General features: G+C 61.1%; 29 protein-coding genes and 2 pseudogenes. 6 read left to right on the top strand and 25 right to left on the bottom strand.

Features of this window, described 5'->3' with window-relative positions:
* The first annotated feature begins 81 nt into the window (after positions 1-81).
* Complete coding sequence (locus IAG39_RS09680) at positions 82-1,044, top strand: Bug family tripartite tricarboxylate transporter substrate binding protein (protein WP_118933184.1); 963 nt, start codon at positions 82-84, stop codon at positions 1,042-1,044.
* 608 nt (positions 1,045-1,652) lie between these two features.
* Here IAG39_RS09680 and IAG39_RS09675 read toward each other — a convergent pair.
* The 23 genes from IAG39_RS09675 to IAG39_RS09565 all read right to left on the bottom strand — a co-directional run bounded on the left by IAG39_RS09675 (position 1,653) and on the right by IAG39_RS09565 (position 18,259).
* Positions 1,653-3,461, bottom strand: coding sequence for a right-handed parallel beta-helix repeat-containing protein (locus IAG39_RS09675; protein WP_118933186.1), 1,809 nt, complete (start codon positions 3,459-3,461; stop codon positions 1,653-1,655).
* A gap of 262 nt (positions 3,462-3,723) precedes the next feature.
* A complete protein-coding gene (locus tag IAG39_RS09670) occupies positions 3,724-4,125 on the bottom strand; it encodes a hypothetical protein (protein ID WP_059371908.1) in 402 nt (133 codons plus the stop codon).
* Complete coding sequence (locus tag IAG39_RS09665; RefSeq protein ID WP_118933187.1) at positions 4,122-4,532, bottom strand: M15 family metallopeptidase; 411 nt, start codon at positions 4,530-4,532, stop codon at positions 4,122-4,124. Before IAG39_RS09665 ends, IAG39_RS09670 begins: the two co-directional genes overlap by 4 nt.
* A 34-nt stretch (positions 4,533-4,566) precedes the next feature.
* Positions 4,567-4,875 carry a hypothetical protein gene (locus IAG39_RS09660; RefSeq protein ID WP_059371904.1) on the bottom strand — a complete coding sequence of 103 codons (309 nt, stop codon included), beginning with the start codon at positions 4,873-4,875 and terminating at the stop codon, positions 4,567-4,569.
* Positions 4,876-4,979: 104 nt separating this feature from the next.
* On the bottom strand, positions 4,980-5,489 hold the full coding sequence (locus tag IAG39_RS09655; protein ID WP_118933188.1) for a tail fiber assembly protein: 510 nt from the start codon (positions 5,487-5,489) through the stop codon (positions 4,980-4,982).
* A gap of 8 nt (positions 5,490-5,497) precedes the next feature.
* Positions 5,498-6,274 carry a hypothetical protein gene (locus IAG39_RS09650; protein ID WP_124260373.1) on the bottom strand — a complete coding sequence of 259 codons (777 nt, stop codon included), beginning with the start codon at positions 6,272-6,274 and terminating at the stop codon, positions 5,498-5,500.
* Positions 6,264-6,938 (bottom strand): DUF2612 domain-containing protein, encoded by a 675-nt coding sequence (locus IAG39_RS09645; RefSeq protein ID WP_118933190.1) that lies wholly within the window; start codon positions 6,936-6,938, stop codon positions 6,264-6,266. Before IAG39_RS09645 ends, IAG39_RS09650 begins: the two co-directional genes overlap by 11 nt.
* Positions 6,935-8,146 (bottom strand): baseplate J/gp47 family protein, encoded by a 1,212-nt coding sequence (locus IAG39_RS09640; RefSeq protein WP_118933191.1) that lies wholly within the window; start codon positions 8,144-8,146, stop codon positions 6,935-6,937. The genes IAG39_RS09645 and IAG39_RS09640 overlap by 4 nt, the downstream gene beginning before the upstream one ends.
* A gap of 7 nt (positions 8,147-8,153) precedes the next feature.
* On the bottom strand, positions 8,154-8,504 hold the full coding sequence (locus IAG39_RS09635; protein ID WP_118933192.1) for a hypothetical protein: 351 nt from the start codon (positions 8,502-8,504) through the stop codon (positions 8,154-8,156).
* On the bottom strand, positions 8,501-9,232 hold the full coding sequence (locus IAG39_RS09630) for a hypothetical protein (protein WP_059371893.1): 732 nt from the start codon (positions 9,230-9,232) through the stop codon (positions 8,501-8,503). Before IAG39_RS09630 ends, IAG39_RS09635 begins: the two co-directional genes overlap by 4 nt.
* On the bottom strand, positions 9,225-10,106 hold the full coding sequence (locus IAG39_RS09625; RefSeq protein WP_118933193.1) for a baseplate hub protein: 882 nt from the start codon (positions 10,104-10,106) through the stop codon (positions 9,225-9,227). The genes IAG39_RS09630 and IAG39_RS09625 overlap by 8 nt, the downstream gene beginning before the upstream one ends.
* On the bottom strand, positions 10,103-10,402 hold the full coding sequence (locus IAG39_RS09620; RefSeq protein WP_118933194.1) for a phage baseplate plug protein: 300 nt from the start codon (positions 10,400-10,402) through the stop codon (positions 10,103-10,105). The genes IAG39_RS09625 and IAG39_RS09620 overlap by 4 nt, the downstream gene beginning before the upstream one ends.
* Positions 10,399-11,043, bottom strand: a complete 645-nt coding sequence (locus IAG39_RS09615) for a phage baseplate protein (RefSeq protein WP_118933195.1) — start codon at positions 11,041-11,043, stop codon at positions 10,399-10,401. The genes IAG39_RS09620 and IAG39_RS09615 overlap by 4 nt, the downstream gene beginning before the upstream one ends.
* Entirely contained in the window at positions 11,043-12,710 is a 1,668-nt protein-coding gene (locus IAG39_RS09610) for a phage tail tip lysozyme (protein ID WP_118933196.1), read from the bottom strand. Before IAG39_RS09610 ends, IAG39_RS09615 begins: the two co-directional genes overlap by 1 nt.
* 4 nt (positions 12,711-12,714) lie before the next feature.
* Complete coding sequence (locus IAG39_RS09605; RefSeq protein ID WP_013395256.1) at positions 12,715-12,843, bottom strand: hypothetical protein; 129 nt, start codon at positions 12,841-12,843, stop codon at positions 12,715-12,717.
* A 35-nt stretch (positions 12,844-12,878) separates the two neighbouring features.
* Positions 12,879-13,313, bottom strand: coding sequence for a hypothetical protein (locus IAG39_RS09600; RefSeq protein WP_118933197.1), 435 nt, complete (start codon positions 13,311-13,313; stop codon positions 12,879-12,881).
* Between the two features lies 1 nt (position 13,314).
* Complete coding sequence (locus IAG39_RS09595) at positions 13,315-13,746, bottom strand: phage tail fiber protein (RefSeq protein ID WP_059371886.1); 432 nt, start codon at positions 13,744-13,746, stop codon at positions 13,315-13,317.
* Positions 13,747-13,755: 9 nt separating this feature from the next.
* Positions 13,756-15,234 (bottom strand): DUF3383 domain-containing protein, encoded by a 1,479-nt coding sequence (locus IAG39_RS09590; RefSeq protein WP_118933198.1) that lies wholly within the window; start codon positions 15,232-15,234, stop codon positions 13,756-13,758.
* Between the two features lie 4 nt (positions 15,235-15,238).
* The gene (locus tag IAG39_RS09585) at positions 15,239-15,772 is read right to left on the bottom strand and encodes an LIC_12616 family protein (protein WP_118933199.1); all 534 of its coding nucleotides are present in this window, start codon (positions 15,770-15,772) and stop codon (positions 15,239-15,241) included.
* 317 nt (positions 15,773-16,089) lie between these two features.
* A complete protein-coding gene (locus IAG39_RS09580; RefSeq protein ID WP_059371883.1) occupies positions 16,090-16,350 on the bottom strand; it encodes a hypothetical protein in 261 nt (86 codons plus the stop codon).
* The gene (locus tag IAG39_RS09575; RefSeq protein ID WP_118933200.1) at positions 16,347-16,703 is read right to left on the bottom strand and encodes a hypothetical protein; all 357 of its coding nucleotides are present in this window, start codon (positions 16,701-16,703) and stop codon (positions 16,347-16,349) included. The genes IAG39_RS09580 and IAG39_RS09575 overlap by 4 nt, the downstream gene beginning before the upstream one ends.
* Complete coding sequence (locus tag IAG39_RS09570; RefSeq protein ID WP_059371881.1) at positions 16,696-17,439, bottom strand: hypothetical protein; 744 nt, start codon at positions 17,437-17,439, stop codon at positions 16,696-16,698. The genes IAG39_RS09575 and IAG39_RS09570 overlap by 8 nt, the downstream gene beginning before the upstream one ends.
* Positions 17,426-18,259 carry a YdaU family protein gene (locus IAG39_RS09565; RefSeq protein ID WP_118933201.1) on the bottom strand — a complete coding sequence of 278 codons (834 nt, stop codon included), beginning with the start codon at positions 18,257-18,259 and terminating at the stop codon, positions 17,426-17,428. The genes IAG39_RS09570 and IAG39_RS09565 overlap by 14 nt, the downstream gene beginning before the upstream one ends.
* 109 nt (positions 18,260-18,368) lie before the next feature.
* Between IAG39_RS09565 and IAG39_RS09560 the strand changes: the two genes are divergently transcribed.
* The 4 genes from IAG39_RS09560 to IAG39_RS09545 all read left to right on the top strand — a co-directional run bounded on the left by IAG39_RS09560 (position 18,369) and on the right by IAG39_RS09545 (position 23,481).
* Complete coding sequence (locus tag IAG39_RS09560; RefSeq protein ID WP_118933202.1) at positions 18,369-19,460, top strand: helix-turn-helix transcriptional regulator; 1,092 nt, start codon at positions 18,369-18,371, stop codon at positions 19,458-19,460.
* A 138-nt stretch (positions 19,461-19,598) separates the two neighbouring features.
* On the top strand, positions 19,599-19,883 hold the full coding sequence (locus IAG39_RS09555) for a hypothetical protein (RefSeq protein WP_165867877.1): 285 nt from the start codon (positions 19,599-19,601) through the stop codon (positions 19,881-19,883).
* 43 nt (positions 19,884-19,926) lie between these two features.
* Entirely contained in the window at positions 19,927-20,649 is a 723-nt protein-coding gene (locus tag IAG39_RS09550; RefSeq protein ID WP_165867878.1) for an FkbM family methyltransferase, read from the top strand.
* 744 nt (positions 20,650-21,393) lie between these two features.
* Positions 21,394-23,481 carry an acyltransferase family protein gene (locus IAG39_RS09545; protein ID WP_118933204.1) on the top strand — a complete coding sequence of 696 codons (2,088 nt, stop codon included), beginning with the start codon at positions 21,394-21,396 and terminating at the stop codon, positions 23,479-23,481.
* Between the two features lie 319 nt (positions 23,482-23,800).
* Here the strand turns inward: IAG39_RS09545 and IAG39_RS31555 are convergent.
* Positions 23,801-24,274 (bottom strand): annotated as a pseudogene (locus tag IAG39_RS31555) (transposase); the annotation flags it as partial.
* 58 nt (positions 24,275-24,332) lie between these two features.
* Positions 24,333-24,521, bottom strand: a pseudogene (locus IAG39_RS09535) (holin); the annotation flags it as partial.
* Between the two features lie 128 nt (positions 24,522-24,649).
* Here IAG39_RS09535 and IAG39_RS09530 point away from each other — a divergent pair.
* Positions 24,650-25,741: an acyltransferase family protein gene (locus IAG39_RS09530; RefSeq protein WP_118933207.1), complete on the top strand. Its 1,092-nt coding sequence runs from the start codon at positions 24,650-24,652 to the stop codon at positions 25,739-25,741.
* Positions 25,742-25,887 lie beyond the last annotated feature (146 nt).

The following is a 25,887-nucleotide window of genomic DNA, read 5'->3' as shown; positions in this document are numbered from 1 at the left end:
GTACGCGTCAGCAGCATCCGCAGCAACCGACGTCTGGCGATCACGACCGGACGCGCCCACCAAGGAATGGAGACCACAATCATGCTACGTGCCCTAATGTTCTCGGCCTGCGCGCTCGCCGCCTGCGCCCCCGCCGCCGCGCAGCAGTACCCGAACCAGCCCATCCGGGTCATCGTGCCGTTCACGCCCGGCGGCGGAACCGACTTCCTGTCGCGCACCGTCGCCGCCAAGCTGTCCGATTCGGTCAAGTGGAACGTCGTCGCCGAGAACCGGCCGGGCGCCGGCGGCACCATAGGCATCACCACCGCCGCGCGCGCCAAGCCCGATGGCTACGAGATCGTCATGGGCCAGGTCGACAACCTGGCCGTGGCGCCTTCGCTCTACACGAAGCTGGCCTATGACCCGGTCAAGGACTTCGAACCCATCGGCATCGTCGGCGAAGCGCCGCTGGTGGTCGTCGCCAACAAGAACGGCCCGTACAAGTCCCTCAAGGACCTGATCGCCGCCGCCAAGAAGGCGCCCGGCACGATCAACTACGGCTCGCCGGGAGCCGGCACCATCACGCACCTGGCCGCCGAACTGCTGCAGCTGCAGGCGGGCATCAAACTCGTGCACGTGCCCTACAAGGGATCGGGTCCGGCCATGGCCGACCTGCTGGGCGGGCAGGTCCCGGTCATCTTCACGTCCATCCCCTCGGCCGCGCCGCAGATCAAGGCCGGCAGCGCCGTGCCGCTGGCCGTGACCTCGCTCAAGCGCAGCCCGGCCATGCCGGACGTGCCCACCATCGCGGAATCCGGCTATCCCGACTTCGACGTGCGCGTCTGGTATGGGCTGCTTGCTCCCGCCAACACGCCCAAGCCCATCATCCAGACGCTGAACACGGAACTGAACAAGATCCTCGCGCTGAAAGACGTCCAGGATGCGCTGGCCGCGCAAGGCGCGACCGCCATGCCGACCACCCCTGCCCAGTTCTCGCAGACCATCGCAGCGGACTACAAGAAGTGGCGGTCGGTCATCCAGTCCGCCAACGTGAAGCTCGAATAGCATCCGATCCAGGCCTTGCGGCTGCCATAAGTACCACTGACCGCCGCTGAATTTCAACGCACGCGCGGCTTTGAGAACAGCCTAGACCAAACGCATGCATCGTCTCATGCGTATGCACGACACTCCCCTCGGAAGCGTCGCGCATACGCTTGGATGATGGACCGCAGCAGCATTGACAGGGAAAGAGCCAGTCGAGACGATGACCTCAGCGCCACAGGTTTCACCATGGCGCAAGTGAAGGAGGCTCATCATGTCAATCTCATGCAGACGACTGGAGGATGTGATTGCGGTCTCGGCAGCAGGAGACCAGTACCGGATCGAGCGACATATCATTCAAGAACCCGCGACGGACGACAGTCCCGATCCGCACATAGTGCTGCAATGCCGCCTGTCCACCGGCGGCGCCGTGATCTGGGAGGGGAAAGACGTGTACAGGCTGAAGTCAGGCGAAATCCTCAGGCCAGTAAATCGGCGGAAGAAGAAGAGTCCATTTGAAGGGTAGCGAAGAAAAGCCCGCGGCTTGCGCCTGCGGGCTTTTGTTTGGGTGGCGGGCACCTGCCCGTCACAACCTCGCACTCAGGCCATGCTGAATACGCACATGGCCATGCTCAAGCCCGCGTGGTAATGACGAAAGCATTCCCAGCGGCCGGCGTACCGTAGTACGTGGCTCGCCACTGCCCCAACGCGGTGCTCTGTTCGCCCCACATCTGTCCGAGCGCTCCGGTGGTGGTCGTAATGTCGGCCTTGACCATTGCGGGTTGCTCCGCGCTGTCGCAGATCTTGTGAATCGTGAAGGACGGACCGGCAGTGAATCCAGAGCCCGCACAATTTATCTTCATGCGGACGGAGTGGCCGTAAGAAACAATTTCGGTAGCGCTTGCCGCGTCGCCCCAACCGGACAGCGACACAGCCACCACGTCGTTAAAGATTCCGGGATTCAGCATGCGAATCGAGTGGTTTCGGCCAACCAGTACTGATCCGTATTCCAGCTTCAGGTCCGTGCCCAACCAGTATGGGCAGCGGCTGTCGCCATCCGGGCCGACGATGTAATTTCCTTCCACCAAGACGCCGCCTACCTTGCCCAGCGTCTGGCCAAACAGAAAAATCGGGATGCGGTCGTATGTGCTGTTCCCACCGGCGTCGCCCGCGTTGTAGACCATGTTGCCGCGCAGAACGGTGTCATACACGCCGCCAGCGCCCACGTCCCAGCCCACGACCAGCGCATGCTTGCCCTGCCCCCTCAGGGTGTTTCCCATGATCTCGTTGCCGACCGTGCTTACAGCGTTGCCGCCCACCGTGCACCCAATCCCGAACGTGGCGCCGCCAACCAGGACGTTGTCCGTGATCCTGCAAAATTGACTCATCACGCCGATCAGATCGCCACACCCGATAGTCGCCAGTTCGTTCGTCAGCGCCGGCGAGCTACCTTCTGGATCTATCGTCAATTGCGTGTCGCTGATTCTCGCCATGATCCGGAATTCCCTGCCTCCGTCGATAACCAGCACTTCGCCTACTCGCACATTCGTGAACTTCGGCCCCGAAATCCACGTTACGGCGGCGCCAGTCAGGTTCACGCGCAGCCTGGCGTCGCGCCCGCCGATGATGGGGGAATAGATCGTATTGTTTGAAATGATGGTGTAGTCCGCGGCTCCGAGCAGTATCGCTCCCGCGCCCGGGCGAACGATCCTGTTCTGAAGAATCAGATGCCTCGCCTCCTGCCCCACGAATCCATACACGCCGATGGCATGCATGAACGTGTCCTCGATGTGATTGCCGACGACGCTCATGCGCGCTGCGCTGCATGTGATGCCGTATCCGCAGCTGCCAACAAGCACATTGTCACGGACCGTTGCGTCATCGGCCCCACGCACATGCACGAGAACCGCGTTGTAGTCTGCAGCATTGTTGCCGCGGTTGCCGTTGACCGTGCATCCGCGCAGCCCAGCGCCATGTGCGAAACCGAAATCGATCAGAATAAGCAGATTCAGGCCGTCCGGCTGCGTAATAACGGTCTTGCCGTCGCCAACCAGTTCCACGCCGGCGCGCATCCGGATAGACGAATTGATGACGTAGGTTCCGCCGGCGCACTGCACCTGACCGAGCCCGCTGTTGAAAGCCGCATCCAATGCGGCTTGAATAGCCGCACCGTCGATGGATTCGGCCAGTGAGGTGATGAAAGGATAGTCGACTTGGGCGGCCGACAACGTGGCGTAACGCTCCGCGAGCGTATGGAGCGTGCCATCCGCGATCGGGCCATGGTCCTGGACTTGAACAGAATGCCCAGCCATGTTGTCCGGTGCACTGGAAGTGCGAGGTTCTGGGAGAACGGCTGCATCATCATCGACATGATGCTTCAACGCGGCCGAATTCTCGGCCGAGCGTTTCAGTTGCTGTAGGGAAAGAGTTCTGATCGTCATGTGATATCTCCGGGAAATTTGCCGCTGCTGGGCTAGGGGGCATTCTCTGTTTGCATATCCGGTCTACATGGCTTTCTCTTGGATGGACAAAAAAAAGCCCGCGGAGTGCGGGCTATCTGTTGCAGCATGACCTGGCGGATCGCAGTCTCACGACGGGCCGAACCGGGACTTCTCCCAGCTCTGCGCCGTCACACGCTGCCGTGCCGCACACTCTCCGTACAACGCGACCAGCGCGATGTAGCTGCGCGCCAGATCGTCCCAGCTATCGCTCGTCACCTCGGGCACTGGCGGGCACGACTGCGCCAGGTTGGCTGGCAGAATTGGCCAGACGGCCGGCCTCGTTGATGTGCCGCAGCCGCTCAGCGTCAATGCGGCAGCCAGCAGGTAGAGGGCTCTGGACTTCGACACGGGTGTACCTCTCGATGATCTTGGGGCTGGCGCCGCGTAACGCAGCAAGCGCGCCTTCCAGGGATTCGGAGATCCCGCCCAGGCGCGTCGTCTGACGCTGGAACTCGGTGAGCTCGGCCAGCGTGTAGTCGGCATTGGCCTGGTCTATTCCGGCGCGATACTGAACGGCGCCATACCAGCGCACACACAGGAAGGCGGCGGCCACCAGGACGGCGCCGATCAGATACGGCGCCAACGCGCGCAGCGATGCGTTCATGCGCGTCCCTTCCAGCCGCGCGGGATCTGGAAGTGCGGGCCGTCCTTGAGCGTCTTCCAGTCGCCGCCCCATTCCACCGGAACACCGAGCTCGGCCGCGCAGGCTTTGACCACCTGCGCCAGGCCGGCGAAGGCCTGCCAGTTGCTCCAGGGAATCACCCCATCAATCAGCGGCGCCAGGTCAACGGCATGGCTCAGCCCGTCCTCCTGCGCCAAGTGGTAGCTGGCCATCGTCTGGCTGGCGCCACGGGCGACGTACTCGCGTTGCCGCTCAAGGGTACGAACGCCTTCCACCACAGTGAAGTCGACCGTCGTGCGTTGAATCGCCAGTTGGACGATCTCGGCCAGGTCGGGATGCACCCCGACCAGGCGGTCCAGGCTGCGTTGGGATAGTTGGAAAGTACTCACGGATGAAGTCTCCGCATGAATGAAACGATGCGCCTCATGCCCCTCTGCCGCGCACTCGGTCGATCACGGCCTGCCACAACGCGCCGATGGGAACGGTCTGCACAACCTCCCATCCTCGGGAGACGATGGCCATGCCGAACATGCCGGTCAGAAAACCGGCGAGGCCTTCTGGAATCTCCAGCAGCAGCGACAGATAGGGAGCCGCGTAGTACGCCACCAACGAGCCGCTGGCAGCCATGCTCAGCCGGGCTGGCCATGATCCTTGCAGATAGCGCATGGAAACCGCTGCGCCCAGAACGCCGGCGAGCTTTGCGGCAAGGGCGTCGAAATCTTGGATGTTCAATTTCGCCCCTCGTCGAAAAAAAAGACCCGCTGCGGCGGGTCTGTGGATTTGCGAGATGTCAGTTCGTCAACCCGCAAAATCAGGTACCAGGCGCAGGTGTTGACCTAGTCGGGCTGCTCCGGCCACTCGACCAGCAACGGATACCCTTCCTTACCCTCAAGGCGGTTCAACACTACGCGATAGGCCTTCCAGGCGTGCAACCGCTCCGCTTCCTCGGCCGTGGCCAGGCCGAGGTCGACCGCGTCCTGCAGAGGCGCGATCTGCTCGGTCGCCAAGCGCAAGAGTGCGCTCCTCTCTCCCTGGTTTCGCGCGGCAATAACAGCGTCGGGCAACGGTGGTTCGTCCACCCAGCATGGCGCGCCCGCCTCGCTTACGCGTCGAGTCTTCCCTGCCGGCGGCAACTCGAGCGCGAACTCCTGGAAGATCATTTGACCCACCGGCGTCAAATCTGATGGCAAAGTACCCGCCGCCTGGAAAAGGCGCTGCTCATCGGACAGGAAAAATGCATTCTGCGAGGCTGAGAAGAAGTAGGTGCGCGCCGGCGCCGTCGATGGGGAGGAAGACAGCGTCGATCCGGTTTCCCCGGAAACGTGGATTTTTTGATTGTTGTTCATGATGCTCCTCAATAGCCAATTGCGAGATAGCGCATTGACGCGGCGTTCGGGTAAGTCCCCGTCTTGTTCCGCAGCTCGGGGTGGAACTTGAATCGATCCAGGCCTCGATACTGGAACATGACAAAGTCGAGGCTTTCCGCACCAAACACGGCGGACTCAGTCCCAAAGACTGCAAACGCAACGTTTGGAAAAGGCGTGGGGAAATTGATGGTTCCGGAAGCGCCGTTGAAAGCCCCAGCCTTGAGAATCAGCCCTCCAGGCAGCTGCTGGTTCAATCCAACGAAGGACAGCACCTGACCGGGAGTGAAAGCATCGACCAATTTCTTCGGCGTCAGCAGCACTGAATCATCACTCATAGCCTGCGCCTGAGCAGTGGTCGCGATACCCGCGCCCGTTGCTACCCACCCGGCTCCACCGATATCCGGGTTGGAAGTGTTGTTATCCAGAAGGCTCAACCAATAGCCATTACCGGACGCTTGCCTAAGCCTGGCGCCCCTTGGGTATCCACCGATGGCAGTAGAGAATGCGGAATCGTACGCATACCCTCCTCCAGATTGCGTCCAACGCACAGCAGCGCTAAGAAAGTTGAAGATTCCATTGAAATCCGCACCGTGAGGCGGAACGCCGCCGGCGGCCAGAGGAGTCATCGTCAACGGAGGAAATCCGTCCGCGAAGGACGCCGCCCCCGGCGTCACGCCGATCTGCGACGCAACTGGAATAGTGTTCTTCGTCCCGCTTTCCGCAAACGGGACGGCCGATTTGATAGGTGCATTGCTAGCTTGCATTGATAAGCCCCGAAGAAGTGAAAAGTACGCCCGAGCCGAACGGCTGCATCAGCGCTTCGTTGAATCCGAACGTAGTAGAAAGATCGACCTGGAGGATGTTCGCCAGAACCGCGGCCGGCTTGGGTATCGCGCCTGATTGAGTCAGGATGGCGATTTCATGCGGCGCCAGCGCGAACTCGAACACGTAGCGGAATTCCATCCTCCCTGTGTCCGACACGTAGCAACGCCCGCGCCCCGCGAAGAGGTTCGACAGCAGCCGGTTCAAACTGGGCGAAGTGCAGTCCGAGATGTTGGCCAGCGCCTTGACCAGGATGAGCGTGCGATACGCGTCGTCGGCGAGCCGATACGTCTGCGTGGCTTGCTCGCCTGTGTAGAACGGCGCCTGGTTGAAGGGCTGCCAGTTCAGCGCCTCGTCAAATCCCAGATAGGCAACGTCTCCCGGCACCGTCAGCATCCGGCCGACGTCGACGATCCTGCCCCAGATGTCCAGCCCGAAACCCTGCGCGGTCTCGACGTTCCAGACAAAGTCATGGAAAGCGTCGAAATCGGCGTCGGGGTTGATGTAGTCGTCCATGTTGTTGATCAACTGGACGAGCGTGGGGCTGTTGGCGTACTGGCTGATGAGGGTCCGGGCCGCCAGCCCCGGCTTAGGCACGACGCTCATATCAATGTCACCGCAATATCGCTGGCCGTGATCGTGGGCCGGCGGTTGATCGGTACGGCCAGGCTGGCGCCCGACGGCGTGTCGGAGCCCAGCAGCAAGGACAGGATGGAGACCACCGGGCTCAGCACCGAAATGGGTGCGTAGAAGCGGCTGGCATAAATGGTCGATCCGATCCGCGCGCGCTGCCCGCCATCTCCGCCGTTGAAGGCGTCCATGATCGCCTGCTTGGTCAAAGCCACAATGTCCGACGGCAGCGCGGGGTTGTCCGCGAGCTGCACCGCGAAGCGCACGGGCAGCGCTGCCGGGGTTTCCCAGGTCACGACATACGACGGGTAGGGATAGGCATATCCCTCCTTGTCCTCCACGGTATAGGAGGTGTTGCCGTTGTAGTCGGAGCCATTGCTCTTCTTGCGCCAGATGGCATCTGCGATGTCCGCCGCCTCGCCGCCCGTCACCGCGACCCAGATGGAGTGCGGACGCAGGACGACGCCGCCGACCGTCTTCGGTACGGAGAGATCGTTCTCCGTCACGTAGGCGTCGATGACGCCCTCCACGTTCGCCACGTTGGCGTAGATCGCCGGGATCGAGCCGCGGGCGTTCAGCGCCACCGACTGCCGCCGGCGCTCCTCGAACTCGGCCCGGCTTTCCACATGGCTGCCCACCGTTGCGGCATCGGCGTTCGATACCGACTCCCAACCGGGAATGGCCTGATATATCTGGTTCAGTGCGCCTGGCGCGCAATCCACCGGCCCATCGACCGAGCAAGCGAATGGCAGGTCGACGCTTCCGCTGGCCGGTATCGTTCCCGCCTGGGTGCACAGATACAGATTGCCATCCACCGCCTGGGCGCGCGCGCCCACGGGTATCGTCACGCCCGCCAGGCCCGTGCAGGTTGCGATGACAGCGGTAGGCGTACCCGGCTTGCGGTCCAGGAAGTAGATCCGCCCGATGGCGTCCTGCATCCGCCCTTGCGCATAGGCCGGGTCGACCTGGTTCACGTAGGTCGCGAACTCGTTGTTCTTGTCGCCGATGATGGCGGTGGTGCTGGAGGCCAGCTGGCCCTGGGGCGTTTCCAGCGCGGGATTCAGCCCGCCACCGAAGGCCGCGTCCATGTCAGACAGGACGCCGGCGAGGATGGCGGATTCGTTGGGCAGCACCAGCCCTTCCGGCGTGAACTGCACGCGCGGCACTTTCGAGTTGTTCGGCATGGTTTCCTCAGAAGCTGACGGTTTGCGTCGTTCCGTCTTGCAGGGTGATTGCGACGTAGCCCGCCAGGGCGCGGTCGGTATAGGAGGTCAGCGTGCAGACCGCGTCGGCCACGTCCGGGACTGTCAGCGCGGCTCGCCGGACGTGCTCCCGCACCAACGCCAGCGGCGGTTGATGGCCCAGGAATTCTTCCCAATACGGAACGCCTGGGGCGGTGTTGTAGAACAGCTCCCCCTTGAACAGCTTGATGGCGCTGGCGACGTCTTGCGCCACGGCGTAGGGCTTGGTCGCCAGCGCGATGTTTCCCGCGGCATCAAGCACCAGGTCCCAAGCCGTCCGGTCTAGCAGCAACGTGTTCAATTGGGCGCTCCTGTGTTTGCCGGCCCGCTTTGCACGCCGGAATGCGTGTGGGTGCTGCCCACGTCCTTGCCGTTGTTGCGCAGCGTACCCAGCGTGTGCATGTCGCCCTGCCAGGTAGACGTGCCGCCGAAGGATCCGCCGCCTTGCTGCACCGTCCCGTTCAGCACGATCCGGGGCGAATTCAATGCGCACTGCGCGCTGGCGTTCAGTTCGATATTGGGTGCGGCCACCGTCACCTTGGAGGGCGACACGACGTTGATGCCGTCCGCCGTGAACTGCACGTACTGCACCGGGGTTCCATTCAACAGACCGCCGAAATACAGCCCGTCCGCCATGTCGTGGGAACGCCAGGAACCGGGGTTGTTCTGCGCCTTCGAGGTCTTCACCAGAGAGATGTCCCGATTCGCGAAAGCCGCCATCCCGATATCCCCGACCTTCGGGTCCAGGATGACGGCGTCCGCTCCGCCCTGAAGGCGAAAGTAGGGAAGACGATGCAGGACCCCATGCGGCACGGCATTGCCGGCGCCATCGAGCTGGTTGACGAGCGGCTGCACATCGACGAAACCCACCGGAGACAGTCCGCCTGCATTCGTCACCGACACCACCTTGACCAGCGTCGCCGTACTGACTCGATTCAGGGCCTGGCTGATCAGGAACTGCAAGGCCCCGAACTCGCTGTCGCCCTGGCCGGCTTGCGCCAGCCCTGCGTATCCGTATTGCTTAGCCATTGAGATTCCTTTTGCATACGGCCACCGACTGCCAGACGCCGCCAGGCACCTCTGCCTCCAGCTTGTGGGACAGACTCACAATGATCCACTCGCCATGCGCGGGTTCGACGGTGCTGATGACCTGCACTCTTTTTCCCAAGCCGAGGTGCGGGTTGTAGAGCGTCGTCAGTTGCAGTCCCTTGCTCGTAAAAGCCGGATATCCGATCAACCCCGTTTCCGGCGCCACGAGAATCGGATCGCCCTTTCGGTATCCGCCCTCCGGCCAGACTGACAAGATGCCGCGGTCTATCGTGAAATTGACCCGGGCGGCCTTCGCGCAACTGCGTAGTTGGTCCATGTCGGTTCCGGAAAAATAGGGGTCGGCCAACACATAGTCCTCCCCGCTTTTTTCGCCCTTGTATCCCATCGATTTGGCGATATCGCACATGATTTCCTGCGCCTTTTTCGCGCCGGGAAACGACCTGGCGGATGCGGGCTTTACCTGCTTGGCCCCAGCCACCTCGGTCTTGACTGTGAATACGCCCCCCGCGGCCGCTTTGCCCTCTGCCCCCATTCCGTAACCACCCCAGGCCTCGACGATGTCTCCTTCGTAGACCACGCAGGGAACACCCGAGTCTCCCGCTGCGTCGATCCGGACAAGATTCTTTCCCCGGCGCTCCGTCATCACGGGTCCTATCGTCGTCAGTTTGTTCATCAGGTCTTGATTCAGTCCGTGGATCTGCAGGGTCATTGGACTGTTTTCGAATACGGTATGGAGAGGAATATCCACCGTCATCCTGTAGCCGCTGAGCGTCACATCCGGCCCCTGCTCATCGCCGAACTCCCCCTTGCCCAGGCTGATGGTCACGTTCAGCCGGCGTTTGATGAAGCTCATGGTTCCAAAGGCTCCAGGTATGCCAGGACGAAACGCGAACCGAGATGCTGATGCTGCGGGTCGACGTGGCCCTGAGTGTCCACAAAAGCCAGATCGCCGACGAAGCCCAGGTAAGCTGACCGCACCAGCCGTACCCGGTCATGGCAAAGCACCGTGGTCACGATGGGCGCATTGTCGAGTTCAAGATCCAGATAAAGCCCGGTCGACTTCTGGTAGACGGCGATCTGGCAGTTCTGCCCGGACAGCACGACGCTGAGCGTTTGCGCCGGCACGGGTCTTAGGGGAATTCTCTTCATTGGATGGGCTCCAGATCCGCCACCTTGTTCTGGTCGCGCCGGGGATAGGCGTCAATCTCGAACGCCTGCACCTGGCCATTGCTCACTTCATACGCGCCGCTGGGGTCCTGCGTGGCCGGCGATAGTTGGACGGCCGTCTGCCGGACTTCCTGCAGCGTCAGATCGACGATCAGGAGGCTGGAGCCGTTCTTGTCTGCGCGGGTGTACGAATACTTCACCAGGTTGGCCGACGGATAGACGATCTCGGGCGTCACCACTGAGTACAGTTCCGTGCTGCCGACAATGCGCTCCAGCACGGACAACATGATGTTGCGCGACGCCGGATCACCGCCATGCGCCAGCTTGATGGTCGCCTCGAATGGCGCATCGACCTTGTTGAAGGACGAGAATCCGCCCTGCTCCGAGGGATAGCTGGATATCTGGCTGCCTTGATTGAAAGCAATGCTGAGGAACGTCTCGAAGACCAGCATCTGCCGCCCATCGACGCCATACAGCCCCCAGCGAGGAGGACCGAAGATCCTATCGGTCAGCGCCGCAAGTTCGAAGCTTGCCGGTTCGAAGACCGAAGGAAGCGTCGCCGCGCGGAAGACCGCGGGGACGCCCGGACCGCTCGGGACATCGGGAAAAGGAATAAACGGCATCAGAACATCCCCGTATTGCCTTGTTGGACGAGATTCTGGGAGCGCCCCACACGTCCCAAATCGCGGGCGACTCCCTCGCCATCCGTCGCTTGCGTCATAACCGTAATGGGGCCGTGGATATGAGTTTCGGACGTATTGCTGGTGGTTGCCGTGCTGCTCGGGATGGCGGCAGCGCTGGCTTGGGCTGCCGCGACCGTCGTAGCCGCAGCCGCGGCGCCTCGTTCCTGATCTTCGAGGAAAAGCGTCCCATAGATTGCCCCGGCAGCGGCGGCAAGCTTGCGCTCTTCGCTTGAGCTGGCCCCTTCGGACTTGTTCAATCCAAAGTGGCGGTACACGGCCACGCTGGCCTGGGCCGGGGTGGTAGCGGCGGCCAGATGTACTCCCGCCCTACGCCTGGTGCTCTCCAACTCGCTGGCGACGAAATCCAGCTGTTGTTCAACCGTGGACTCGCGCAGGTCCATGCCATATATGCGCTTGAACTCGGCCTGGCGTCGCGGATTCCATAGTCCGATGCCGGCGGAAGCGCCATCAGCGCCCACGGCCCTGGGGTCCAGGTTGCTTTGGGCCTGCAGGTTGGCCACCAGCCCCACGGCCGCCTCCCGGGTGTAGCCCTTCTTGGACTCGAAGTACCTGACCGCATCGAGAACCTCTTTACTCCTTAGCGCGGGATTGTCCCTTGCTGCCAGGAATTCGGCCTCGCCTACGTTCGTGTCCCTGCTATTGAACAACAATGCGATGCCTGCCGCGACAGGTCCTGCCGCTCTCAACGCCGCAGGACCCAAGCCTCTCAATGCACCCAGTCCACGCGCCGCACCGGCGCCACCAAGTGTTCCGAGAGCCGTAGCCACAGCCCCCAAGGCAGATGCCAGGCTCAGCAGCGAATTCGCCCAGGACAGAATCTTGAGCGTCCCCAACGCCAGCAGGACGTTTTGCCATCCTCCCACCGCCTGCGCCGCCGAATCGACTGCATCGACGAACTTCACGATGGCCTGCGCCGCTGCGTCGACCCACTCGACGATCTCGTCGCGGTTCTCAAGCAGATAATCGCCCCAGCCCTGGGCTAGCGAGATAAGCCGCTCGAACGCCGGCATGAGCGCCAGCAGCACCTTGACGCTCACCGATTCAAAGGTATCGCGCAGGTCCAGGTAGCGGTCACGCAGCTGCGCGGCCGCTTGCGCATCGTTGCCGGAGATGGCTGCACGTTTCTCCTGGACCTGAAGCATCCGTTCGAGCTCGTCGGGCCCGCGCTTGAACAGATTGAACAGGCCCTCGCTGATGCCCATGTCCTGGGCGGCCAGCGCGGCCTGAGCCCTGTCCTTCTGGTAAAGATCGGCAATGATCCTCGACCTGGCCAGCAGGTAGGTGTTCCCATCCTTGAGGTCGCCGACATTGCCGCCGTTGCGGAAGAACGCGGGTAGCGAGTCCGCGGCGGATCCGCGGTTGAATCTGGCTACCTCGCCCGAGGATTCCCTCAATTGGGCGGAAATGGCTTCCGCGGTTCCGCCAGCCCGCTCGGCCGCCATCTGCCAGGCAGACAGCCGCTCCGTGCTCATGCCCAGGTTCTCGGCCATTTGCCCCAGGCCGGCCGCGCCGGTGATGGTATCCGCCGCGAAACGCTTCGGATCGAAACCCGCAGTGACGAGCAAGGCATCGGTGATGGTGGCCATGCAATTACCTCGGTTCAGCTAGGACGCGCCTGTTGTGTGCGTCCACCGCAATCACCTCAAGCAGGTTGTACAGGTCTTCGGCGCCGTAGACCGTCTGCAGGTCGTGCAGCAGGCCCGGGTGCCGGGAAATCACCAAGCCAATACTCCGGGGAATATTGGCGTAGCGAATCAGGCGCGTGCCGCCGTTGTGGACTTGGAGCCCGAAGTCGATGGGACGGCGGCCGTAAAAAAATCCAGGTGCAAGCCCAGGACTTTCTTGCGCAGCGCGAACAGGGTCGCCACCTCCTCGACATCGCCAGACATGAGCTCGCGCGTCACACTTGGGCTGGGCTGGATCTGCACGCAATCCATCATCTTGTCCAGCAAGGGCTTGGCGCTGTCGAAAGGCAGCTTGGCGAGAGCCTTCATGCCCATGGCGGCCACGCCGGCCAGTCCTGCCTCGGCGATGTTGTCCGGAATTTCCACCCCGGCGTTCATCAACGAAAACAGCGCCCGGCCGGCCCATTCCTCGGCGTCGTAGGCAGAAAGCTCCGTCAGGATGAACACCTTGCCCTTGTCGCGCCCTTCCGCGCCGATGGTCAGGGTTATCTGCTTTCTGGCCATGTCACACCAGCGCCGGAGAGACGTTCTGCCAGGTGATCTGGAACGCCATGGGTTGGAGCATCGCCTTGGCATCCGGCGCCGGCGGAATCTGCGTCAGCACGCCGCGGGTCAGCGTGTACTTGCGGTCGATCGACGGGATGTTGAGGGTGCCGTTTGCATAGAACACTTCCCGGGCCGTTTCGCTGGCCGCCATCCAGATCTCGAAGATGCGCATGGACGGGGAGTCGGGCTGGATCATGATTGTCTGCACGCAGGGGACCGGCACGTAGCCGGCCGACATGCGGCCGTCCACGCCCATGGTTACCTGCGCGGGCTTGGCAGCGTCGAAGGTGAAGGCGCTGTCGGAAGCGTAGCCCTCGATTTTCTGCGGCACCGAAAAAACGCCGCCCACCGTAAGCATCAGAACCGAGTTGGCACTGGTCAAAGTCGCCATGTTGAATCCTTAAAGAATGGCCAGCGAGGCCAGGGTGATCTGCTGGACGGAACCGCCGTCCAGGTACCAGAACGTCATGGGCGGGGTGCCGCGAGCCTCTCGCACCTGCGGCGTCGCGTCCTTGATCTGCAGATACCAGCCGCGGGTCTGGAGCGTGTCGGAGATATCCACGCCGGCCTGGCTGTTGATCTGCGCCTTCTGCTGGCTCGACAGCGTCACGCCGGCGCGGATGGCGCCGAAGTTGACCGCGGCGTTGATCGGGTCCAGGCAGGCAGCGTCGATCAGCGTGTAGCCGTCGATGTTGTAGGGAATGGCGTTCACCTGGGTCAGCAAGCTCATCAGTGCCTGCTGGAACGCCGCGTTCAACCAGATCTGATTGACGTAGGTGTCGACCCATTTCCAGTTGCCGCTGATCTGGCCCGGGTACAGGAAGCGGAAGCGGTCGTTGCTGGTGGCGTAGTCGCCATAGAAGTTGTAGCCGTTGTCGATCAGCGTCTGAGCGGTCGTGGCGTCGGTCACCGAGAACGCCAGGCCCGACTGGCCTTTGAACGCCAGCGTGGCGCGGCCGTTGGTGCGTTCGAAGTCCAGCGACGCCACCGCGCCCAGGACAAAGGCGGCATGCAGGATGTCCTTGTAGACAGGCACGGAACCCGAGTACTCGTTGGCGCTTACGACCGCCGCCCAGTTGGACGTATTGCCCTGCTGCGTGGCGGTGACATCGGTGTCCCAACCGACGTAGGCATAGCGGTCGCCCTGGGCATTGGTCCACGCCGAAAACGCCACCTTGCCGGCCGTATCGGGCTCGAAGGTCGTCATGAACGCCGCCCAGTTCTGGGTCAGGTCGATAATCCGGCCCATGTCCACCGCCGGGACGCCGGCCGCGGCCCCATGCGACACCAGGGCGCCTGCGGCCTGCGTCAGCTTCAAGCCCGATGCGAGGGTGCCGCTGCCATAGGAGACCGTGCTGGCGGCGCCGTCGGTGGCCGAGGTGATCACGAAAGCGGCGCGCTGCGCGTCATAGCCGCAGGTCGCGCCCATGGCGGTGAACGCCGCTTCGATGATCGAGGCGGCGTTCGAGAAGCTCGTTGCCGTCGACAGGTCGATGCTGGAGGACGTCTTGGCCACGCCATCCACGCTGACCGTCAGGATGCCGGACAGCGCCTGCAGCTGGGCCAGCGTCACGGCGGCCATCGAGCCGCCACGCAAATAGGCCGAAACCGCTGCCGCCGGATATTGGGCATACAGCAGATTGCCCGGCTTGCGGGTCGAGTTGTCGAAGCCGTTGAAGTAGACGTCGGCCAGGGCGGCTTCGGTCGAGGTGGGACCGAAGAAGCGCTGGACGTCGCGCGCAGTCGCGAAGCTCTGGACGGTGCCGATGGGGACGGCAGTATCGTGGGTCAGGATCAGGCCGTTCAAATCGAGCGCCGATCCGCCGGCGGCGATCACGCCAGGCACGACCTGGACGATTTCACTGGCGGGAATGGACATAGGATTAAGCTCCCGTAGGGTAGGTGGTGTCGGCCTCGATGAGGCCCACGTGAAGGTGGTCCGCAAACTGCTGCGGCACGCTAATGGAAGGGTTGAACTGCAGGACGGCGTCGAACGACCACCGCTCGAAGGTCTGGCTTTCTCCGCTCTCGAAGGGCAATTGCTTGAGCTCGCCCGCGTATAGCGGTTGAGTTCTTCCCAGCTTTCCCAGGAACTCGCACCCGTACTGGCTGCGCAAGGCAATCGACAACGTGAGCGCCAGGTCCAGGGCCCGCGCCCCGTAGCCATCCACCCGGGCAGACCAGTGCGTGGCCTGGGTCATGATTCGTTTCCCCGCCGCAGGCGACGGATCGGCATAGGTCATGACCGGCACGGAAAGGCCCTGCGCCGCCAGCGGAGTAATGGCGACGCACTCGCGCGGTGGCGCGGGAACCCAGCCAGGCAAACCGCGGACAACGTCGCAGTCGACCAAGGTCTTGAAGAATGCGGCGAGGTCCTCTACCAGCTGGTTTTCAGTGATGCTGATCTGAACGCTCATGGAGTTGGATTCCTGCTGAAGAAGACAGGCGCCGAAACATCGCGCCCAAATGCAAAAGCCCCGGCACGTGGCCGGGGCTGTATTTCGGGGTTGCATTTGTCAGGGGCGCAATGCCCCGGACCAATTGTGATCGATTGCGTGACCGATGGGGCGAGGTCTTGTGACGGAATCGTCACACGCTGTGCAAAGAAGTTCGCCCCCTGCCCCGCCCATAAAAACCGAAGCCATGCGCCGAAAACAAAAAGCCCCGGCACGTGGCCAGGGCTGCATTTGCTTGGGGCGCAATGCCCCGGACAAATTGTGACCGATTGCGTGACCTATGGGGCGGGGTCTTGTGACGGAACCGTCACACGCCATGCATAGGTACGTCCGTGCCCGCCTTGCTGGGGCTCTTGAATCAGCACGCTGCCGGTATCCTGCAGCGCATCCATGGCGCGCTGGATGCCTCTTTGCAGGCGTGTCTTTTCAGGAGCAGACAGACACCGGCCGCGTGACACATGACGGACCAGCTCCATCAAACGGAATGAGCGGCCGGGATAGCAGGCCATCAGATCCATCACCTCGTGCGCGTACTTCACGCCAGCCTCCTTTCCACCAGGCCGCGAAAAAGGCCCAGGTACAACTTGTATTCGGTTTCGGTCAGGGCCACGCCGGTCGTATCGGCAATCCAGACCAGCGCCTTCGCGCGGCGCGCCCTGCCGTCCAGCTGGCCGAACATCACGTTCTTCTGCGGATATTCGGCAATGATGATCATGCGCTCATGCCAAGGCAGCGCGGCGTGCATCGCCTCGACCTCCATGGCGTGGTGATGGTTGATGGGCCGGTAGTCCTCCTCTTCGGAGAGATACACCTCCATGTTTCCCACCGTAGCGCCGGACCAGGTCCATCGGGCCCAGTTCCAGATCAGATCGTCACCCGTCAATTTACTCATCAGCCACCTCGCATTGTTTACCTGTCTTGCCGTTGGAACCGTTCTTCAGACGGCCCTCCGTATCCTGGCTTTCGCCCTTGGCGCGCTTGAGCATGTCGGCGATGCCCTTGCTCGGGTGGTCGCCGCGCGCGATGCGCGCCTCCCACTTTTCGATCCAGCTCCGGGGCGGACATCCACGGTCCCTCAGAACCTTCTGCGCGCCCATTTTCTTGAGCGCCGCCTCGGCCTCGGCGCGCGTGGCCAGCGTCTGGCCGGGCGCGGGCAGCGCTGGGCGAGGCAGCGGGATATCCGCCCACACGCCCTTCGCCAGTTCCTCGTTCAGCGTCTTCTCCCAGCGCGCCTTGATGGCCCCGTAGGTGCAGCCCAGCAGATCCACCGTGCTCACGCCCACCGCAGCCCAGTACACCGCCGGATGCGACCAGGCGCCGCGCTCGCCGCGCCTGCGCGCGGACAGGCCGCGCACGGCCTCGTGATACGCCACTTCAGGGACCATCCACGGGCAACATAGTTTGATGAACTGCGGCAGCGTCGGCGGCCATTCCTGAGTCAGGCAGGCGACCAGGCCGCGGCGCACCTGCACCTCGTCCAGGCCCGCCAGCTTCTGGTTCCATGAATCCTTCAACTCGCGGGCGGTCAGGCCCTGCCATTGCTGCGCGAACTTGGCGCCATACATCAGCAGCATTTCGTTCACCACCAACGCGCCCATGGTGGCGGAAGGGATGTCAGCGGGTTGCATCGATCGTCCCCATGAACCGCTCGCGCGGCCTGCCATCGTCGGCCAGTACTTCTCGCAGCTCCTCGGTCCAGTCGGCCAGGCGTTGCGCCCTGCCTGCCGGTTGTTGGCCAGCTGTAGCGGATGTCCGCGGCGGGAAGAGGCCCTGATACCCGCCCGCGATGCTGTTTGCGATCACGGCGCCTGGCCGATGCCCTGCGGCCAGATAGGCGGCAAGCTGTTGCAGCTGGCGCCTGGCGCCCTCCTGCGTCACCGGCTTTTTACGGGCCTTGCGGTCGGCGATCCAGCTGACCCAGTCCTCGCGGTCCAGCCAATCCGGCAGTTCGATCACGGAAGCATCGAATCCGCTTCCCCGCTTGCGGGAGGCGTGTTCTGTTGGTTCCTGGTTCTTGGTTCCTGGTTCTTGGTTAGCTTCCGATCCGCCTTCTGCCGGGCCATGGCCGGGTTGCTCGTCGAAACCCATGGGAAACCCACTGGGTTGTTCCGGATTGCACCCGCCCTGCCTGGGCCGGCCGCCTCGCCTGCCGTTGGCCTTGGCGGTCTCGGCCTTGACGTGATACGCGGCAATCTCCACGTCCGCCCGCTTGTTGTGCCAATGGCCATCGCGCAGGACGAAGAACTCGGCCAGCACCTGCGCGGCCGCCTCTCTTTCTTCTTCGCTACGGGCGCCCACCCACCGGAATACCTGCTGCAGGTTGTCCACGATGGGCTGCTCTTCGGCGTAGTACCGGCGCAGCAGGCGGCTGTAGATGGCATCTTCGAGCAGGCTCAGATGCGCCGTGGCCTGTGCGTAGTCACCGATGTTGTGGCTGTAGTAGTTCATGCGTGTTTTTGCATCCCCGCCAGTCTTACCTCGCTATCATTCTTAAATCTTAGAATGCTAAGATTCTAAATGCAAGCCAACTAAGATTGTTTTTGTTTAGCATCCTAAGATGACCTTTCAGAAGCGAATCACACAGGCGTTCAACGAGGAAGCGGCCCGCCGGGCGGACGCGGCCGAGCCACGCCTTACCAAGACAGACCTATGGAAGGCCGCCGGCGCCTCTTCCGGCGCCGCGACGCATTGGTTCAATGGGTCCAACGGCATGGACATGGCGACCTGCATCAAGGTCGCCCCGCTGCTGCGCGTGAACGCGCAATGGCTGTATGACGGCACCGCCCCGAAACTGCCTGCGCGCGATGGATCCCTGGCCGCAGCGGTGCTGGCGCCCCCTCCGTGGCCCTTCCCGGGCATCCCGGAAGAACAGGTGCGGGCATTGCCCCCGGATCAGCTGAACAAATTGCAGGGCGCGCTTGCGCTGGCGATCGCGCAATTGAAGCTGGGGATTGACGTATCCCCTGGGACTACCGCGCCGCAAATGCCGACGGTCCTGCGCAGCGACTCGCTGGTGGACACCTATTTGTCCCGGGACGAGTTCCCCATGCGCATCGATGACCTGCCCGCGGCGCCCTGGGAAGGTGGCAAGACCACGCGCCAGACAGAGCGCGAAGGCCGGGTCCGGATCAGCACCCAGACAGGCGTGGTCGCCAACGTAGGCGTGGGCGAACCGCCCGCGGCCAACGACAGGTTCGAGAAGGTCCCGGAACTGGCCGACGTGCGGCTGGCGGCGGGCGACCCCATCGAGAACCACGCCGAAGAGCAGACCGGCATGATCCAGTTCCGCAAGTCATTCCTCAGATCGGTAGGCGCGGACAACGGCCGGGGCCGAGTCGTCTACGCGAAGGGCGACAGCATGGAACCCGTCATCCGTGACGGCGCTGCCTTGCTGGTGGTCCCCAACGAAAGCCTGACGCTGCAGGACATCGCCGCCGGCGGCGTCTATGCCATCAACTACGACGGCAAGATGATCGTCAAGACGGTGGCCAGGGAACGGCTTACCGGACAATGGGTGGCGCGCTCGTTCAATTCCTTGCACGATGACATACCGCTGGAAAACGGGGCATCGGTGCGGGTGTTGGGGCGGGTTGTGTGGGCCGGAGCAAGGTTGCGGGATGATGAGGCGGGGCGGTGGCGGGTTGAGTGATGGGAAACTCGGGTCTCCCCTTGCGGCCGATCGAAAGAGCCACCGTCTTAGGGTCACTTCATTCCAGATGGCTGTTTCTTGGCCGCGTTTCGCTCCGCTCGCGGTGCGTCTGATTTATGAAGCAAGCCTGGCACGACAATGGCCGACAGCGTTAAAGCGGCGGCCAATGAAAAAAACACTCCGGTTTCGCGCAAGAAGGATCATTCATTCCGCCGCATCCGGACGAAAAAAGCCCGTAAAGGCGGGGAACACATTCAGCTTGTAACCCGAGCTAAAGCTCATAAAATCGGCAAGGCAGCACCCCTCGATTGTTCCTATGTACGCCTTTGGAGACAAAATGTTCCGGAGCCTTGCGAAGAAGCTGCTACTTTCCGTTCCCGACATTCGCCGCTTGATGAGGGAGCGGGACACAGCGCAATCTGAGCGTGACATAGCACGAGGCGAGATTGAGGAACTTCGTCTCCGAATGGCATCCGCCGACGATGAGCACCTTGGCCTTACAGAACGATTGGCTCATGTAAAGCCCGAGCATTCGAAGACAGTCTTTTCCCACTGGGGTGAAGACAGTATCGAACAATTCATCTTCCGAGATTTTGGTGCCGGACGATATCTTGACATAGGTTGCTACCACCCCGCTCTGTATTCAAATACCATGGCCCTCTATCAGCGCGGATGGACCGGAGTCAACGTCGACCCGAATCCATTCATGATCGAACAGTGTGGAAAATACAGGCCCAAAGACACAAGTATCAACAAGGCGGTGGGCGCCAAGAAGGGCCGCATGGAGTACTACAACTTCCACGATTGGGCCTCGAGTAATACCGCGAACAAAGACTTCGCCAAGGCTGTCGCCGCTGTCAGCGCGGTAGAGGTTCCCGCACCGACGTTGGTAGAGGTGCTGACCCTGGCGGACATCATCAACGAGTACTTCCATGGGAAGGCGCCAGATTTCCTCAACATTGACGTTGAAGAATTGGATATCGAGGTGCTCGAATCTGGCGATTGGGGCTCCCACAGGCCCTCAGTGGTAGCCGTCGAAGACATCAGCTTTGTTGCGGACCGGCCGGCTGATTCCGCTATCCACCGCTTTATGCGAGAGCGCGATTACATCCTCTTCTCGCGGTGTGTTTTCACCAGTCTTTACATCGAACGAACGTTCAACAACTCTGGCCCTAAGTTCCCCTGCTGATCCGTCCATATTGGATCACCGCCGGGGCTTTCGCGTTCTGGCCCCTGTCTTGCTCCATCGGCACGACCCACGCGTGCCTTGTACAGATGCCGGTTTCCAGGCCAACTGGCTCAAAGAGCATGGTGGCTTTCGTGACATCGGGAAGGGAACGGTTCACGACGCATGACCTTCGGGCCCTGCTAACTGGGCAATGGGCGGCCCGGTCGTTCAATCCCCTGCACGATGACATCCCGCTGGAGAACGGGGCATCGGTGCAAGTACCGGGGCGAGTAGTGTGGGTGGGTGCGCAGTTGCGGGATGATTAGGCGGAGCAGTGGCAGCCAGAGTGTAGTGGTCTAATTTTGGTAGACACCCAGATAGGTTGAACCTTGGAGGTGGGTCATGACCAAGGAGTGCAATGCACGCATTGAGCGGGATTTTCCGTACATATCCATGCCGCAGTCGAGCACCGTAGTGCCGCCGCCGTATCCAGACGCTGCCCACTACCGTCCTATACTGCGCAACCTGTCATGACAGCTTGTCCTGACTGGTCAGCGCACGCGCCACTGCGATCAGAGCGCTCATCCCTGCCATCCATGCAAGTGACGTCTCGAAATCGTTCCTGGCGTTCCCTTCATTGTGCCCCCTAGGGACGAAAAAGCCCGCTCGAGGCGGCCGTCGTCACACTAAAGTACTATTGCACTCTTTCAAAGATAGCCTGGTCGCCGTCTTTGGTACCGGCAAATTAGAAAATCAACCGTCCAAATGAAATACCTTCCGGAGATCGACGGGCTACGCGCCGTCTCTGTAATCGCGGTACTGCTTTACCACCTTGGAGTTACCTGGATTCCCGGGGGTTTTACCGGAGTCGACGTATTTTTCGTAATTTCCGGATTTCTAATTACGACCATTATCCGCGACGACATTCAACGCGGAACCTTCTCGTTCGCCAAGTTCTATGCCCGCCGCATTCGGCGGATCTTCCCCGCGCTCGTTGCCGTGTTACTGGCGACAGCTCTGATGGGCTACTTCGTGCTAGCTCCGGGAGACTATGCGAGCCAAGGTCGCAGTGCCATAGCAGCCGCGGCATCTGTATCCAATGTCTATTTCTATTTCAATACCGGCTATTTTGATAATTCGGCCGAGACGCTGCCACTCTTGCACACGTGGTCCCTCGGTGTCGAAGAGCAGTTCTACATCATTCTTCCGATATTCCTGATCCTTCTTTCTAAAACCCGACTGCAACAGTATCTCGGCCCGATCTTGCTAGCCGTGATGGGTGTGTCATTTGCCGCGAGCGCATGGCGTGTTGGAGTGGATCAGAAATCGGCGTTCTACCTTGTTCACTACCGTGCTTGGGAATTGGGCGCTGGTGCGATCCTGGCCTTTATCCCTTCATGGAGGGCCAAGGCACCGCAATGGCTCGCACAGCTGGCAACGCTGGTTGGACTAGGTCTGGTCGGATATTCAATCTTTTCCCCCCATCCAGTCCAATCCTTCCCAGGTATCGGTGCACTGCCTGCTACGGTTGGCGCTGCCCTGCTTTTGGCCTTCTCCGGCCGGAAGGGACTAGTAAATCGAACTCTTTCGCTTCCACCAATGGTGTTTATCGGGAAGATCTCTTACTCGCTCTACCTTTGGCACTGGCCCCTCATAGCCTATTGGCGCCATTACACTTCGTGGGCACCACTGTCTCAAGGTGAACAGATTTTGATTGGAGCAAGCGCGATCGCCGCCGGCTGGGCCTCGTGGCGATTTGTTGAAACGCCGTTCCGCCATGGAACGGCTACCAACTGGCGCTCGATCTGGGTGGGCATCGGGACCATGGCCGCGGCTACTGCCCCCGCCATCGCCATTGCACTTTCCGCAGGCATGCCAGGACGGCTGCCTCCCGAATACACAGCCCTTCAGAGCAAGGATGCTATGTGGCAGTGGGACTGCCCCGAAAACCTCTCCTTGCATGGAGAGTACCTATGTAGCGCCGGCGCCCCATGGAGCACGGCGAACGTTCAAGCGGTTGTAATCGGTGACAGCCATGCCCAGCACATGATGCCCTTGCTCCACGAAGCCGGAGTTAGATCGAATACAGCCATAGGCATGATCGGATCTTGCCCTCCTATCTTTAATCCAGAACCAGGAGGATTGCAGCATTTCGATCGCGCCTTTGTGAAACGATGCATCGAATCTCGTCAGCAACTATTCGACTTTTTACAAAAAAATCCAGACGTCAGTACGGTTGTTGTCGCAGGGCTGTGGCCGATGCTCGGATACTCTGTGTACAAAACCGACGAAGAGCTTTCTGAAGTAATGGCGGCGAGGAACACTGCTTCGCCCACCGCTCAAGGAAACGCCTTTTCGGCCGGATCCCATCACATTTCTCGCGAACTTCGAGCTCTAGCAGATGAACTTCGAAATGTTCGGCCGGGCGTTCGAATGATCGTGATTTCTGATATCCCCACGTTCCAGCGTGATCCACTGCCGTGTGTACTGACCCGGTCCAGTGCGCTACTCCGGCGCTCGTGCGACGAAAAAACTGAAATGGTGTCGACGGAATCCATGAAAGCGTTTCAGTTCCCCATGGCCGAAGTGCTGCGCAACGCTGCAAAGGAGTCCGGAGCCTTCGACGTGGTGGTACCAACGGACGCACTCTGCAAGTCCAACTACTGCGACGCATACGTGAACGATACGTATATTTATCGTGACGCCGATCACATTCGTAGAAACATGGGCCGTGAAATCAACGCGATCCTGGCTGCACGGATCGGTTTAAGCACAGCACTAGCGGAGAATGCCCGCGAGCTCTCGGCAAGCACCGGATCTAAAGCTGCCACGATCACAGCTGGAGGCAGCTAGCGCTAAGATCGGTACTCCTCGCGGCCCCCGCCCCGGGGTTGCCTGGGAAGAGAGCATACGCCCCTGTCCACGAGGAGCAAGTCGACCAGCCAGGACATCCTGCGGCGAAACCGGGCGCCATTTCGGCAATACAGCAGGAGCTGAACCGCCGAAGCGAAGTTCACCACCCCAATTAAGATGGCCACCAGATGCTGGTGGCCCATGCCGATCATCATTTTGGCAAATTGGCAATCCCCTCATTCCTAGCGATTGCCAGAAGTGGAACGCCACGCAGCCATGGTCAACCGCCGTTTGGGGGTGATCGCACCGAAGGGCTAAGGGGTTTCCCCCGCCAGCCGATGATCTGCTTTAGTGGGCGGATGACGCGCTCGGACGGCAACAAGAAGTCAACCTCAATGCCCGGCGCCTCGCGATTGAAATCGTCGATCACATTGAACGAATGCTTCGTCCATCGGCAAGCTGGTCATGCATGAAGTCCATTGACCATGCCTGGTTCCCGTTGGCCGGCACGGTCAGTGGCTCAGGCGTCTGCCGAATCAGCCGTTCGCTTAGCTTGAACCGCAGGTTCAGTTCGAGTTCGCAATTATCTTGCGCAGCCGAGCTATCTCGGCCTCCAGCTCCTTCATACGCGCCATCAGCGATACGTCTATGCCGCCGTGCGTGGAACGCCACTTGTGTAGGACGTAGCCGAGCTGATACCCAGCTCCCGGCACCGTTCAGGACCGGCAAGACCAGCCTCCACGCGCCTGATGACGTCAATGACCTGGCTGTCCCCAAATCTCGACTTCTTCATTCGGTAGAACCCCTCAACGAGAAAATTCTACTTGTGACTACGTCGCTTGTATGGGGAATTACCGGCACGCTGCCAACTCCAGGACCTGCTCACCCAGGATTCCCAAACCTGCGCCCACGCCGATCACCACGACCTGAGGCGCGTCCGGAAACGGGATGTAGATTAGCGGCGCTACCGTTCCCAAGGCACTCCCCAAAATCGTCCTGCCCAGCGCAACCCGCCACGACAGCCTCTCTTGGCTGGTTGGCGCGCGCCCGACTTCTCAACATCGTTCATTACGTCTCCTATAGACGAAAAAAGGCCCGTTCAAGGCGGGCAATAGGATTCAGGGCGCTATCGGCTAATATTCCGGCTCCTCGTCAATCTGCATTCAACATGCTCAATAGCATTCAGCTTCTTCGCGTCGCCGCCGCCCTTCTTGTATTCGGGGCGCACATGCCGCAGTGGGCTCTGCCGATGCAAGATCCACGTAGTTGCGGCCGCGATGCCGTTATGTGCGGCGCTATTGGGATCGATATCTTTTTCTGCATCAGCGGCTTCCTGATGTACGTCACCACAGCAAACAAGAACCATGGTGCTCGCACTGCAGTGTCATTCTTTGTCCGCAGGATTTTTCGCATCTGGCCGCTCTATATCGTGGCAACCGTGCTCTACATGAGCTACTGGCAAGTGCCAGTGCTCAACTATCTGCGCCCATTACTCTTTCTTCCCATACATCAGGAAGTCGGTTTTCGAGACCCCCCCATCTCGGCGGGATGGACGTTGAACTTCGAAATGTACTTCTATGTTCTAGCAGCCGCCGCTTTGATGTTTCCGTGGAAGGTGAAAGGAGCAGCTGTCCTAGTCGCCGTGTTGGGGATCACTTCTTTTTTCCTGGGAGACAAAACGTACTTCATGGGCTCGATCATCGTCGAGTTCGCATTTGGAGTCGTTCTGGGGGCCGTGTTTCTACATAAACAGACTTGGTTGGCGCTTCAGCAATTTCGAGTTCCTATGCTCATTGGCAGCATCCTCGTTTTTCTCTTAGCGGCTCATGGAACAGACTGGCCGAAGGACCCGGGGCTTGCAGTTCCACGAATGGAAATCCTCGTTTATACATTCGAAGCAACGTTACCAAGATTCATCGCCTGGGGGCTCCCAGCGCTGCTCTTAATGACTTCCGTCATGCTATTCGAAAGCAAGATTCCGAAGAGCGCCGCAAGCCTAGGCGATTACACGTACTCAATTTACCTCCTGTACCTTCCGATCGCGTCGTGGATTGAAATCTATTCGAAAACGCTAAGCTCGCAGACCTACGCTGCGGTGCAAAACCACGGGGGCTTTGCGGCGCTGCTCGTCGTGGCGCTATTCGCGTCATCGTTTATCTCGTATCACATAATTGAACGGCCGTTTCAATGGCTGGGTGGACTGTTGGCGAAAAGCATAGAACGCAGGCCAATAAAAAACGCAGCGACGCCCGCCTGTTGATCGCCATCAAGCCGCCCTCCGTGGGCCAAGCAAAATCCAGCGGGAACCCATCTGCCTGGTCGATCCGATTGACCTCAATGCGGTAGTTCTTTCAGGCAAGCAGTTGCTCCTCGTCGTCGAGCGTGGTCACGCCGACGTCAACCACA

Origin of the sequence: Achromobacter xylosoxidans (genome assembly GCF_014490035.1) — a bacterium.
GTDB classification, from domain to species: domain Bacteria; phylum Pseudomonadota; class Gammaproteobacteria; order Burkholderiales; family Burkholderiaceae_B; genus Achromobacter; species Achromobacter bronchisepticus_A.
The sequence above is the reverse complement of the archived record's forward strand: the minus strand, read 5'-3'. Positions and strand labels throughout refer to the sequence as shown.